The sequence below is a fragment of the Nocardia sp. bgisy118 genome, assembly GCF_057708605.1.
Window position 1 is genome coordinate 126,673 of record NZ_JBYISM010000011.1, and the last position, 12,778, is coordinate 139,450.

The following is a 12,778-nucleotide window of genomic DNA, read 5'->3' on the forward strand; positions in this document are numbered from 1 at the left end:
CATCGGCAACGGTGCCGTGCCACCCGAACCGGTCTCGCCCGGTACCTACTCCTGTGCCGGGTTCAGGTGTCGTGTCCGGCGCTGTTCGGCACGGTGGGCGAGCGCGTTGACGATGCGTTGCCAGGCCGGTGAGGCCTCGGAGATCCTGGAAGAGATCAGCTTTCGGGTCGTCGGCAGGCCGGTGTGTTGTTCGTGTTCGATCTCCCAGGCGTCGAGGTCGTCGATGAGCTGGTTCAGGCGGGGATCGTGCGGGTCCCAGTCGACGGAGTGATCGACCGCGAGATACAGGCGCGTCGTCTCGGGGTCGTCGAAGTCGGCGTTCTTGTCGCGGATCCGCTGGGGCATCGAGTTCGGATCGAGTGCTTGCCGCAGGATCCAGGAGTCGCGCTCGAGTCGTACCCGCTGTTCGCTGATCCCGAGACCGCGCATGCGGTTCAGGATGGCGACCACCTCGGGCGGCAGGACAAGCCCTTCGCCGCTTGCCAATTCGGCGATCCGGCCGCGGTATTCGGTGAGCTGGTCGATCTTGCGCTGCAATTCGGCGTCGATATCGGTGATGGCCGTGGCGAATTCGGTGGGCTGCGCGTGCAGCAGCGCGTCGATTCGGGCCAGCGGAACACCGGCGTCGGCGAGGGTTCTGATCCGGATGAGATCCACCGCCGCTTGGGCGCTGTAGCGGCGGTAGCCAGAGGCATCGCGCTCGGGCTCGGGCAACAGGCCGACGTGGTGGTAGTGGCGAACGGTGCGCACTGTCACGCCTGCGGTCGCGGCGAGTTGGCCGATCGTGAGCACCGTCCTCCTCGGGTCTACGCCGAACATGATCGCGTCGAGTCTAGGGGCCGGCAGTGTGGGTGAGCTCAGCGGCGAGTCGCCCGGTCGACGACGTCACGGATCGCCTGGACCACGGCATCGGGGCGGTCGAAGCAGAGCCGATGGTGCACGGTGTCGGAGAGAATGCGTTGTTCCCCGTGCGAGACCGCGCTCACCAGCGCCGCGTCCATTCGCCTCCTGCCGTCATGCATCAACTGCTGCGACTCCGCCTGCTGGGCGGGGTCGGTGCCCAGCACGCTGAGAGCGATCACCGGGACATCGGGAAGGTTCGGCCCCGCCCGCAGCTCGGTGGCCAGTCCGGTCACATTGCTGCGCTCGGCGATGCCGACCCGGATCCATTCGTCACTTTCCTTGGCATCGATCAGCGAGTGCCGGATGTGCTCCGGGTAATCCGCGAGCAACTCGGCGCGCATTTCGCGCAGGGCCGGGCGCAGCTGTTCGAGTTGTTCCAGATCAGGCCCCATCTGCTCGGCCGCGGCCAGCTGCATCGCGGGCGGCATGAAGTCGTCCCAGTCGCGGTGCAGGCCGTCCAACCAGACCAGTCCGGCCACGTCCCGCGGGTACAGCTGCGCGAACCGATGCGCGTAGAAGCCGCCGAGAGAGTGTGGCGCGAGAACGTATGGGGCGGGGATGTGCTGGGCGCGCAGCAGCTCGCGCAGTTCCGTGGCGACCGCGGCGGCAGTCCGCGGCAACGGGAGGGGGTCGCTGTAGCCGGTGCCGCCGCGGTCGTACACCACCGCGGTCGTGAATTGCGAAACCTGTTGCTGGACACCGAGATAGTCCAGACCGACCGCGCTCGCGCCCGGCAGGAACACGACGGCAGGTCCGCCGCTGCCCAACCGATGCACGAACATGCGGCGGCCTTCGACTTCCTGGAACCCACCGACCGGCGGAGCGAGCCGAGCCGAGGGAGTGCTGTTGTTCGTCATGCGACAAGCCTCCAACCCTGACGCACGGTCAAGGTCAACCCTCGCCCAACCAGGTCTACACCGCGAACGCGGGTGCCGCGACATGCCTGTCCGGTGGACAGTAGGTACGCCATGCTTCGGCCGGACGATCGACCGTGGCGCCGACCCAGGCCTTCGACGACGCCGAGGCGGAGGAGCTCTGGCGCTTGCGGATCCGGGAGGGAGTCCTCCTCGCCGACACCCCACTGCTTGCCGTGCAACTCGCCTTCGAGGCAGGCAGCCGACTCGTCGACGTAGCATTCCGCCGCGCCCGCACCGGCGACGAGACCACCATCGCGGAAGCGAGTCGCCTCGTCACCGCGTACCTCGCGACCCACTCGGAAGACGGCAAGGCAGACGCCTGACCTCGTTGCGGGCCAGATCGGCAGTGTGGAACCGTCGGAGTGCGGCCGTCAAGCCGGACAGTCCGGCGCCCACGACGACCGCGTCCACGCTCTCGGGGTTGCCTGCCACGACCATCTCCGTCCTCGAGTCGATCCGCTGGGAATCCGCCTCGCCCTCGTTGCGTGAATTCGAACTCAAATCGAAATCGCAATTGAGATCTACGTCACACTGGCGCGGCGCGCTATAAACACTGACCCGCCAAAAATAGGTATGCCCCGGGCCGATCGACCGTCGCGAAAACACCCCCGCGCAGAAGACGCTGGAGAAACCGTCAGCACCATTTCGCGGAGGTCGCCATGTACTCACCTGATCCGGAGAACACCGGCAGCGTCGGCGACGCCAACGGACCGCGCGTGGCGGACACATTGATGATCCGCCGGTGTACGCGCTGCGAGAAGCTGTTCGCGCCGCTGACCGCCGACTGCTCGTTCTGCGCGGCCGACAGTCTCGAGTGGGTGCCATCGTCGGGCGCCGGGTCGATCGTGTCCTGGCGCGTGGTGGAACGCGCCGCCACCGGAGTGCCTGGCGGACTGATGCCGCTGACGATCGCCATAGTCGAACTCGAAGAGGGGCCGTGGGTCTACACCTCCATCGAGGGAGAAGTCCCGGCGCTCGCGAGTCGCCCGGTGCGTGTGCAATTCCAGCCGTGCCCCTGGGAGGACAGGTTCCCGGTCTTCACCGTCGATGCCGATTCCCGAAGCTCCGGGGACCAACGCAGGTCCCATGACCGCATCGGCGCCCGATCGGAGAAGCATGCGCTCGCCTGACCAACCGCACGCAAAGGTTGGCCATAACGCCTCATGGGTTCGCACCGCGTTGCACCAATGCCACACTCTCGAGACCGGCAAGTCGTTCGATCCGCATTCGAAGTCGGTAGTCGTTTTCGCGATCCGATGGGCCCCGTTCGGCGGCGCCACCACCGAGGAAGTGTTCTTGAATTTCGGCGTCAGCCGTCAGCGGTTCCTGCACATGGTGAGCGATGCGCTCAGCCCGCGACGGTCGGACAATCAAAGGAACCGTCAGCTGAAGAAGTATCTACTGCAATCGCTGAACCTGGCGTGGGGCGCCAATCCCATCCTTCCGCCGCCGTCGCGTATCACCACATAGCGACCCGGAAGGACGGCCCGAGCGAGACCGCAGCCGATTCGCGGCGAGCAGGTTCGCCGCTCAACCACATGTGGTGGCGAATCGGCGTCCCGGTAGTCGTTCGAACAGCCGCGAGCTCGAGTGGGGGACGCACAGTTGCCCCGCAGATCCCGGGAATCTGCGGGGCAACCGGTGCGATGTCAGGCCAGGTCGAACCGGTCCAGGTTCATGACCTTGTCCCACGCGGCGACGAAGTCGCGCACGAACTTCGCTTTCGCGTCGTCGGTGGCGTACACCTCGGCCAGCGAGCGCAGTACCGAGTTCGACCCGAAGAGCAGGTCGACGCGACTGCCGGTCCACTTGGTCTGGCCGGTGGCGGTGTCCTTGCCGACGTACGTGCCGTCGTCGGCGGGGCTCGGCTCCCAGCTCACGCCCATGTCCAGCAGGTTCACGAAGAAGTCGTTGGTCAGCGACTCCGGTGCGTCGGTGAAGACTCCCAGCGGGGACTGCTGGTAGTTGGCATCGAGGACGCGCAGGCCGCCGACCAGGACCGTCATCTCCGGGGCGGTCAGCGTCAGCAGGTTCGCCTTGTCGACCAGCAGGTACTCCGCAGGAAGCTGCGGCGCCTTGCCGAGGTAGTTGCGGAACCCGTCGGCCTTCGGCTCGAGCGCGGCGAAAGACTCGGTGTCGGTCCACTCCTGGGTCGCGTCGGTGCGGCCCGGGGTGAACGGCACCTCGATCTCGACACCGGCGTTCGCGGCGGCCCGCTCGACCGCCGCGACACCGCCGAGCACGACCAGATCGGCGAAGGACACCTTCTTGGTTCCGGTCTGCGCCGAATTGAACTGCTCCTGGACGCTCTCCAGCGCGCGGATGACCCGGATCAGCTCGTCGGGCTCGTTGACCTCCCAGCCGAGCTGCGGCTGCAGACGGATGCGGCCGCCGTTGGCGCCGCCGCGCTTGTCGCTGCCGCGGAACGAGGAGGCCGCGGCCCACGCGGTCTTGACCAGCTGCGCGATCGGCACGCCCGTGGCCAGGATCCGGCTCTTGAGGTCGGTGATGTCGGCGGCGTCGACGAGGTCGTGATCGACGGCCGGGATCGGGTCCTGCCACAGCAGTTGCTCGGCGGGTACCTCGGGACCGAGGTAGCGGGCCACCGGGCCCATGTCGCGGTGGGTCAGCTTGAACCAGGCGCGGGCGAAGGCATCGGCGAACTCGGCCGGGTTGTCCTTGAACCGGCGCGAGATGACCTCGAATTCGGGGTCGAAGCGCAGCGACAGGTCAGTGGTGAGCATGGTGGGCAGACGCTTCTTCGACGAGTCGAAGGCGTCGGGGATGATCGCCTCGGCGTCCTTGGCGACCCACTGGTGCGCGCCCGCGGGGCTCTTGGTGAGCTCCCACTCGTAGCCGAAGAGGATCTCGAAGAAGTCGTTGGTCCACTGGGTCGGCTTGGTGGTCCAGGTGACCTCGAGGCCGCTGGTGATCGCGTCGGCGCCCTTACCGGAGCCGAAGGAGCTCTTCCAGCCCAGGCCCTGCTGTTCGATCGTGCCGGCTTCGGGCTCCGCGCCGACCAGGCTCGCGTCGCCCGCGCCGTGGGCCTTGCCGAAGGTGTGGCCGCCCGCGATGAGCGCGACGGTCTCCTCGTGGTTCATCGCCATCCGGCCGAAGGTGTCCTTGATGTCGACCGCGGCCTTGATGGGGTCCGGCTCGCCGTTGGGGCCTTCGGGATTGACGTAGATCAGGCCCATCTGGACCGCACCGAGGGGCTGCTCGAGCTCACGCGCGCCGCTGTATCGCTGGTTGCCACCGAGCCATTCGGCTTCCGGGCCCCAGTACACATCTTCCTCGGGCGCCCACACGTCCTCGCGGCCGCCCGCGAAGCCGAAGGTCTCGAATCCCATCGACTCGAGGGCGACATTGCCTGTCAGGATGAACAGGTCGGCCCAGGAGATGGCCTGGCCGTACTTCTTCTTGACCGGCCACAGCAGGCGGCGGGCCTTGTCGAGGTTGCCGTTGTCGGGCCAGCTGTTGAGCGGAGCGAAGCGCTGCTGTCCGCTGCCCGCGCCGCCGCGGCCGTCGTGGATGCGGTAGGTGCCCGCGCTGTGCCAGGCCATGCGGATCATCAAAGGGCCGTAGTTGCCGAAATCGGCGGGCCACCAGTCCTGCGACGAGGTCAGGAGGTCGGCGATATCGCTCTTGACCGCCGCCAGATCCAGTGCGGAGAAGGCGGCCTTGTAGTCGAAGCCCGAGTCGAGCGGGTTGCCTTCCACGGTGTTCTGCGCCAGCACCTTCAGGTTGAGCTGGTTGGGCCACCACTCGTGGTTTCCGCCGCCTTGCAGCGGGTGCCGCAGACGTCCGGTGACGGGGCAGCCGCTTGCGGTGGGTTCGGTGTTGGCCTCACCGATGGGCGGGTGTTCTACAGACATGCCGGTCCTTTCGGGGATATGGGGTGAGCAGGCTGTACTCGTTCAGGCGGTACGGCCATCGGCCGTCGAACATGCGGGGCAGCGGCCCCAGTAGATGACCTCTGCCTCGTCCAGGACGAAGCCGTGGGCGTCGGACGCGTCGAGGCAGGGCGCCTCGCCGATCGCGCAGTCGACGTCGACGACCACTCCGCAACCGCGACAGACCAGGTGGTGGTGGTTGTCGCCGACCCGGGTCTCGTACCGGGCGACCGAACCCATCGGCTGGATGCGCCGCAGCAGATCCGCTGCGGTCAGCGCCCGCAGGACGTCGTAGACGGCCTGATGCGAAACGGCACCGACGTTTTCGCGCACCCGGAGGAGAATCGAGTCCGTGTCCGAGTGCGGATGGTCGTGCACCACTCGCAGCACCGCGAGGCGCTGCATGGTGACCCGAAGCGAGGCGTCGCGCAGCATGCGCTCGAAGTCAGGTTTTCTGGACACATTCAAAAACTTTACACACTCAAGATATGACAGTGTTTCGAACGAGCGAAATGTGACCTGCGCCACAGAATTCGACCAAGTCGCAACGAGTGAACGTTCGAAGATGCGGCTGGGCGCGCGGCCTTCCTCCGCGGGCCCGGCCGATCCCTGTTACTCACCCCAAGAGCGTCGTCACCCGAGACCGAAGGGCTGACCCCACAGCGTCACCCAGCTGGTGACGCTCTCGGTCACGATCTCGACGCTGACGAAAGCACGCGCCTGCGCGTAACCACCACAACCGGTCAGGCCGATCGTCTGATCCGCCCAGGACACCGACCCGTTTCCGCCGGAGAACACGTTGTAGACCTTGCGATCTTCGGCGCCGAAGTCGTCGGCCTTCTCTCGGTCGAGGATGTAGAACGACTTCGCCTGCCCCGGGCCGAGCGAAAAGCTCACCGCTCGCGCTCGCGCCGACGCTCGCGTTGCCCTCCCAATCGGAGGCGCCTTCCACGCCACCGCCTGCGCCGCCACCGGCGATATCGACCTGACAACCCACGACGTACCCGGGAACGATGAGACCACCGGCTTCCGCGCCGGTGCCTGTGAGCTCGACCTGGGCGGTGGCCGACACCCAAGCATTGCGGTGCACGGGAGTGGAACCCAGGGAAGGATTGATATCGGCCGACTCACCGACGAGCCGCACCGTCACCACGGTGCCGTCGGAAAGCGTCTTCACCACTTCCCACCGGGCAGCGGAACGAAAGTATCGGCCTCGGCCGTGCTGGTGGCGAACAGGCTGAGCGCGAGACTTGCAGCCGCGCCGAAACTTACCCGCGCAACTGAAAGACCTGATCATCCGCGGCGGCTACAACGTCTACGCCGGCGAGGTGGAGGAGGTTCTGTACGAGCACCCCGATATCGTCGAGGCCGCCGTCGTCGGCGTTCCCGATGATCACTACGGCGAAGAGGTCGCCGCACTCGTCGCCGTGCGGCCCGGGACCGTGGTCACCGTGGACGAGATCTCCGCATGGAGCAGGGCGCGGTTGTCCGCATACAAGATTCCGCGCATCATCCGGTTCGTCGACGAGCTCCCGAAAGGCCCCACCGGCAAGATCCTCGAGCGCGGTATCGACCGAGATGCTCTGCGCAACGCACCCGCATGACAAAGGACCTCGAGACACAACTCGGTGGCCGCTGAACCCCCGACCAGACTGGTCGGCAACAACCGATCGGCATCGTGTCCGATGCCGATCGGTTGCGCAGGCTGCTGATCATCTCAGGCTATATCGGAGGCATCTGCGTTGTCTTACAGCGCCTTTCGAAGGCTCACAGCGCCTTCAAGATGTCCTCGACCCGGTCCTTCGCATCGCCGAAGATCATCGCGGAGTTCTCCCGGAAGAACAGCGGATTCTGAACACCGGCGTAACCTGCGGCCATCGATCGCTTGAACACGACGACATTGTCGGCCTTCCAGACCGTGAGGACGGGCATACCGGCGATCGGGCTCTGCGGGTCCTCCGACGCGGCCGGGTTGACGGTGTCGTTGGCCCCGATGACCAGCACGACATCGGTCTCGTCGAAGTCGTCGTTGATCTCGTCCATCTCCAGGACGATCTCGTAAGGCACCTTCGCCTCGGCCAGCAGTACGTTCATGTGGCCAGGAAGACGGCCCGCGACGGGATGCACACCGAAACGCACGTTCACGTCGCGCTCGCGCAGCTTGCGGGTGAGTTCGGCGACGCCGTACTGGGCTTGGGCAACCGCCATACCGTAGCCGGGGGTGATGACCACGGAGCCGGCCTCGGCAAGCAGTTTCGCGACACCCCCTGCGGTGATCTCACGGTGCTCGCCGTAGTCGGTGTCGCCTGCCGGGCCTGCCGCGATGCCGAAGCCGCCTGCGATCACCGAGAGGAAGGACCGGTTCATCGCCTTGCACATGATGTAGGACAGGTAGGCACCCGACGAGCCGACCAGGGCGCCGGTGATGATGAGCAGGTCGTTGCCGAGCAGAAAGCCGGACGCGGCGGCCGCCCAGCCGGAGTAGCTGTTCAACATCGACACCACGACCGGCATGTCGCCACCGCCGATCGAGGCGACCAGATGCCAGCCGAGCAGCAGTGCGAGCACGGTGATCGCGACGAGCGTCCACAGCTGTGGCTCGATGACGAACCACACGACAAGCGCGGCGAACAGCACCAGCGCACCGACATTCAGAATGTTCTTGCCCGGCAGCATCATCGGATTGGACTTCATTCGTGCCGAGAGCTTGAGATTCGCCACGATCGAGCCGGTGAACGTCACCGCGCCGATGAACACGCCGATCGCGACTTCGGCCGAGTGGATGCCCAGAAGCCCGTCGACGCGAAGGAGATCGGCATCGGCGCCCTGTGGATGGCGCTCGATGTGAAGGTAGCCGTTCCAGCCGACCAGGACCGCGGCCAGACCCACGAAGGAGTGCAGCAGGGCGATCAGTTCGGGCATCCCGGTCATCTCGACGATCCGGGCGCGCCACAGACCGATCACTGCGCCCAGCGCCGTGGCGCCGACCAGCAGAACCAGGCCCACCGGCTCGATATCTCGGCTGATCGCGAGCACAACGGTCGCTGTCAGTGCCACCGCCATGCCGACGATGCCGAAGGTGTTGCCTGCCTTGGCCGTCTCGTGTTTGGCCAATCCGGCCAGCGCCAGGATGAACAGCAACGCTGCGACGATATAGGCCGAGGTGGCAACGGTCTCAACGGAAATCATGGGGATCCATTCCGACTTCGTGGGCAGGCTCAGCTGCGGGAGAACATGGCGAGCATGCGGCGGGTCACCGCGAAGCCGCCGAAGACATTGATGCTTGCGAGCAAGATCGCCGCGCAGGACATCACCGTGATCCACCGATCGCCGTGCCCGATCTGGAGCAGCGCGCCGACCACGATGATTCCGGAGATCGCGTTGGTGACCGACATCAGCGGGGTGTGCAGCGCGTGGTGCACATGGCCGATCACGTAGTAGCCGATCACGATCGCCAAGGCGAATACGGTCAGATGTCCCTGCAGCGCTGCCGGGGAAATCGCGACCAAGCCGAACAGCGCCGCCGCAGCGACCAGAGCGATACCCAGTCGGCGGCCTGCCGACATCGGCTGCTTCGTCGGCGCCGCCTCGATCTGTGCGGTGGGCTCGGTGACGGCGGGCTTGGCGGAGACCGACACCGGCGGTGGCGGCCAGGTGATTTCACCGTCACGAACGACGGTGATGGACCGCTGGATCACGTCGTCGAAATCCAGGACGAGCTGCCCGTCTTTCGCCGGCGTCAGCAACGCGAGCAGATTCACCAGATTGGTGCCGTACAGCTGGGACGCCTGAGCGGGCAGTCGCCCGGCCAGGTCCGTGAACCCGATGATCGTGACGCCGTTGTCCGTCACGATCGCCTGGTCCTTGACGGTGCCTTCGACGTTGCCGCCGTTCTGTGCCGCCATGTCGACGATCACGCTGCCCGGCCGCATCGACGCGACCATGTCCGCGGTGATGATCCGCGGCGCTGGACGGCCCGGGATCAGCGCGGTGGTGATGATGATGTCCACGTCCGTGCACTGGTCGGCGTACAGCTGCGTCTCGCGGGCCTTGTAGTCGTCGCTCATTTCCTTGGCGTAGCCGGTGCTCGACACTTCCGCCTCTGCGGACTCGATCGAAAGGTACTCCCCGCCCAAGGATTTGACCTGGTCGGCGACCTCCGGCCGCGGGTCGGTCGCGCGGACCACCGCACCCAGGCTGCCTGCCGCGCCGATCGCCGCCAGGCCGGCCACACCTGCGCCGACCACGAGAACCTTGGCCGGCGGCACCTTCCCGGCGGCGGTGACCTGTCCGGTGAAGAACCGGCCGAAGGCGTGGGCAGCCTCCACGACCGCGCGGTAGCCCGCGATGTTGGCCATCGACGACAGGACGTCCATCGATTGCGCACGTGAGATCCGCGGCACAGCCTCCATCGCCAGTGCGGTGATCGGCCGCTTGCCGAGGTCTTCGACGAGCTCCGGATCGAGTGCGGCCGACAGGATGCCGATCACCGTGGCGCCACGGTTCATCTCGTCGAGCTGGTAGGTCGCGGGCGCATTGACACCGAGGACGATGTCGGCGCCGCGGGCGTTCCCGATGGAGGCCCCCGCCTCGACGTATGCGTCGTCGGAGAAGGACGCCGCTGCTCCGGCGCCGGCGTCGACGACTACGTCGTATCCGAGCCCGATCAGCCGAGCGACGGTCTCCGGCGTCGCAGACACGCGTGTTTCGCGCGGGCGAGCTTCCCGCAGAACACCGATGATCACCTTGTCAGCTCCCGTCGTGTGCAGGTGAAGAAAGAGAGTGCGGCCCCGGTACCGCGACCAGTTCGGCCAGGCGCGATCGGTGATCGCCACCGGTGCCGAAGGCGAGTTGGTCGGCTTTCGCTCGCTTGAGGTACAGATGCGCAGGGTGCTCCCAGGTCATCCCCATACCGCCGTGCAGCTGGATCGCCTCTTCAGCCGCGTGCACTGCCGCGTCGCTGCAGAACGCTTGCGCCACACTCGCGGCAACAGGTGCGTCGCTGTCTGCCGCGGCGAGCGTGGCGGCGGCGTATCGCGCGGCGGCGTTGGCGGACTCGACCTCCGTGTAGAGATCGGCGAGCCGGTGCTTGAGCGCTTGGAAGCCGCCGACGACGCGACCGAACTGGCGCCGCTCCTTCAGGTAGGCCACGGTCTCGTCGAGGCACCAACGGGCGATGCCGTATTGCTCGGAGGCGAGCAGGGCGGCGCCTGCCGCGAGACCCCGGCGGATCGCCGGTTCGCCGTCGGCGACGACCAACTCGCCACGGACGCCGTCCACTGTGACGTCGGCGAGCTGCCTGGTCATGTCGAGCGAGATCACCGGAGCGATGTCGGCTTCCTCGGCCGAGACCGCATAGACGGCAATGCCATGGGGGCCGGCGGCCGGAACCAGCAGGACATCGGCTTCCAACGCTCCGGCGACACTGGTGATGGTTCCGCTGAGCCGGCCGTCGGCCCCCAGAGCCACCGTGCGTAGCTTCCCGTGCGGAGCCGTGGAGAACGGGAGCACGAGCGCGGCGGTGCGCTCCCCTGCCGCGAGTCCGCCGAGCAGCGAGCTGTCGGTGCCGAGCAGGACGGTGGTGGCAACCACCGCGCTGGTCAGGAAGGGCACCGGCGCGACGAAGCGCCCGAGCTCTTCGAGGACGACCGCGGCCTCGCGGGCCGAAGCCCCCGCCCCACCGCGCTCCTCGGGCACGAGCAGACCGGCCAGACCGAGATCGACGGCGATCTGCTTCCACAGGCTGGCGACTGGCGACCGGTCGCCGTCGTAGAGCGCGGTCACCTCGGCCGAGTCGCAGTGGGAGTCGAGAACTGCACGGACAGCGTTGCGCAGGTCGTCCTCGATATCGGTGTAGAGCAGATCCAGGTCGGTCATCGGGCGACCTCCTTCCAGGGACGGTCCTTGTCCGTTCGAGGCTCGGGAGGCAGCCCGAGAACTCGCTCGGAGACGATGTTGCGCAGGATCTCGGAGGTACCGCCTTCGATGGAATTGCCCTTGGCACGCAGGTATCGGTAGCCGGCGTCACGGCCGTTGAAGTCGACCCGGCCCGGCCGCACGAGGGTCCACTCCGAGTAACGCAAACCGTCCTCGCCGAGAATCTCCAGTTCCAGTCCGGAGAGCTGCTGGGCGACCCGGGCGAAGGTGAGCTTCATCGCCGCGCCCTCCGGGCCGGCCTGCCCCCTGGCCAATTTCTGCCGCAGCCGCACGGCGGCGAGGCGACCGACCTCGGCATCGACCCACAGCCGCAGCAGCCGGTCGTGCAGCTCGGCGGTGCGCCGTTCGGGATGCGTACGCCAGGTCTGCGCGACCACACCGATGATCCCGGACTCGCGGGCGCTGGCTTTGCCGCCGATCGCGACCCGCTCGGTGTTGAGCGTCGCGTTGGCCACCTTCCACCCGTCGCCTTCTCCGCCGAGTCGCTGAGCGTCGGGGATGCGGACGTCGGTGAGGAACACCTCGTTGAATTCGGCCTCCCCGGTGATCTGGCGCAGTGGCCGCACCTCGACACCCGGATCGGTCATGTCGCACAGGAAGTACGTCATGCCACGGTGTTTGGGCACTCCCGCGTCGGTGCGGGCGAGCAGGATGGCGAACTGCGCCAGGTGCGCGCCGGAGGTCCAGACCTTCTGTCCGTTGACAACCCAGCCCTCGCCGTCGCGCACCGCGCGGGTGCTGACGTTGGCCAGATCGGAGCCGGCGCCAGGCTCACTGAAGAGCTGGCACCAGATCTCCTCGCCGGTCCACAGTGGCCGCAGGAAACGGCGCTTCTGTTCCGCTGTCCCGTAGGCGAGGATCGTCGGCGCTGCCATGCCGAGGCCGATGGAGTTGGCCATGGGGTTGTTGTCAGGCGCTCCCGCCTGCTCGAGCATCCTGTCCACCTCGAGCTGCCACGCATGGGGCAGATCGAGCCCACCGTGGCCTTCCGGGAAATACACCCAGGCCAGGCCGGCGTCGTAGCGAGCGCGGAGGAAATCCAGTCGCTCGGTCGTGGCGGGATCGTGGTCGGCGAGGAACTCTTCGACTCTGCGCCTCAGATCGTCGAGCGTCATCGCGCCTCCCGCT

General features: G+C 67.0%; 11 protein-coding genes and 2 pseudogenes. 4 read left to right on the top strand and 9 right to left on the bottom strand.

Annotation, left to right across the window (positions count from 1 at the left end):
- Positions 1-45: 45 nt before the first annotated feature.
- Together AC3EO7_RS16170 and AC3EO7_RS16175 are read right to left on the bottom strand one after the other, a co-directional pair.
- Complete coding sequence (locus AC3EO7_RS16170; protein ID WP_435591621.1) at positions 46-819, bottom strand: MerR family transcriptional regulator; 774 nt, start codon at positions 817-819, stop codon at positions 46-48.
- A 38-nt stretch (positions 820-857) separates the two neighbouring features.
- Positions 858-1,760 carry an alpha/beta fold hydrolase gene (locus tag AC3EO7_RS16175; RefSeq protein WP_435591622.1) on the bottom strand — a complete coding sequence of 301 codons (903 nt, stop codon included), beginning with the start codon at positions 1,758-1,760 and terminating at the stop codon, positions 858-860.
- Positions 1,761-1,894: 134 nt separating this feature from the next.
- Between AC3EO7_RS16175 and AC3EO7_RS16180 the strand changes: the two genes are divergently transcribed.
- From AC3EO7_RS16180 to AC3EO7_RS16190, 3 genes are all read left to right on the top strand, one after another.
- Complete coding sequence (locus AC3EO7_RS16180; RefSeq protein WP_431970346.1) at positions 1,895-2,143, top strand: hypothetical protein; 249 nt, start codon at positions 1,895-1,897, stop codon at positions 2,141-2,143.
- Positions 2,144-2,479: 336 nt separating this feature from the next.
- Positions 2,480-2,950: a Zn-ribbon domain-containing OB-fold protein gene (locus AC3EO7_RS16185; RefSeq protein ID WP_431970347.1), complete on the top strand. Its 471-nt coding sequence runs from the start codon at positions 2,480-2,482 to the stop codon at positions 2,948-2,950.
- Positions 2,937-3,290 (top strand): hypothetical protein, encoded by a 354-nt coding sequence (locus tag AC3EO7_RS16190; protein ID WP_431970348.1) that lies wholly within the window; start codon positions 2,937-2,939, stop codon positions 3,288-3,290. Before AC3EO7_RS16185 ends, AC3EO7_RS16190 begins: the two co-directional genes overlap by 14 nt.
- A gap of 179 nt (positions 3,291-3,469) precedes the next feature.
- On the opposite strand, the gene katG is transcribed toward AC3EO7_RS16190, so the two are convergent.
- The 3 genes and pseudogenes from katG to AC3EO7_RS16205 form a co-directional block, all read right to left on the bottom strand.
- Positions 3,470-5,695, bottom strand: a complete 2,226-nt coding sequence (katG, locus tag AC3EO7_RS16195) for a catalase/peroxidase HPI (protein ID WP_431970349.1) — start codon at positions 5,693-5,695, stop codon at positions 3,470-3,472.
- Between the two features lie 42 nt (positions 5,696-5,737).
- Positions 5,738-6,148, bottom strand: coding sequence for a Fur family transcriptional regulator (locus AC3EO7_RS16200; protein WP_431970430.1), 411 nt, complete (start codon positions 6,146-6,148; stop codon positions 5,738-5,740).
- A 198-nt stretch (positions 6,149-6,346) separates the two neighbouring features.
- Positions 6,347-6,949: pseudogene (locus AC3EO7_RS16205) on the bottom strand (MspA family porin).
- A 41-nt stretch (positions 6,950-6,990) separates the two neighbouring features.
- Between AC3EO7_RS16205 and AC3EO7_RS16210 the strand changes: the two are divergent.
- Positions 6,991-7,317 (top strand): annotated as a pseudogene (locus AC3EO7_RS16210) (AMP-binding enzyme); the annotation flags it as partial.
- Positions 7,318-7,480: 163 nt separating this feature from the next.
- On the opposite strand, the gene pntB reads toward AC3EO7_RS16210, so the two are convergent.
- Genes pntB through AC3EO7_RS16230 form a run of 4 tightly spaced genes read right to left on the bottom strand, consistent with a single transcriptional unit; the run spans position 7,481 to position 12,765 of the window.
- The gene (pntB, locus tag AC3EO7_RS16215) at positions 7,481-8,902 is read right to left on the bottom strand and encodes a Re/Si-specific NAD(P)(+) transhydrogenase subunit beta (RefSeq protein WP_435591623.1); all 1,422 of its coding nucleotides are present in this window, start codon (positions 8,900-8,902) and stop codon (positions 7,481-7,483) included.
- Between the two features lie 29 nt (positions 8,903-8,931).
- Positions 8,932-10,458 carry a Re/Si-specific NAD(P)(+) transhydrogenase subunit alpha gene (locus AC3EO7_RS16220; RefSeq protein ID WP_431970351.1) on the bottom strand — a complete coding sequence of 509 codons (1,527 nt, stop codon included), beginning with the start codon at positions 10,456-10,458 and terminating at the stop codon, positions 8,932-8,934.
- A gap of 4 nt (positions 10,459-10,462) precedes the next feature.
- Positions 10,463-11,590 carry an acyl-CoA dehydrogenase family protein gene (locus AC3EO7_RS16225; protein ID WP_431970352.1) on the bottom strand — a complete coding sequence of 376 codons (1,128 nt, stop codon included), beginning with the start codon at positions 11,588-11,590 and terminating at the stop codon, positions 10,463-10,465.
- Positions 11,587-12,765 (bottom strand): acyl-CoA dehydrogenase family protein, encoded by a 1,179-nt coding sequence (locus AC3EO7_RS16230; RefSeq protein ID WP_431970353.1) that lies wholly within the window; start codon positions 12,763-12,765, stop codon positions 11,587-11,589. The genes AC3EO7_RS16225 and AC3EO7_RS16230 overlap by 4 nt, the downstream gene beginning before the upstream one ends.
- Positions 12,766-12,778 lie beyond the last annotated feature (13 nt).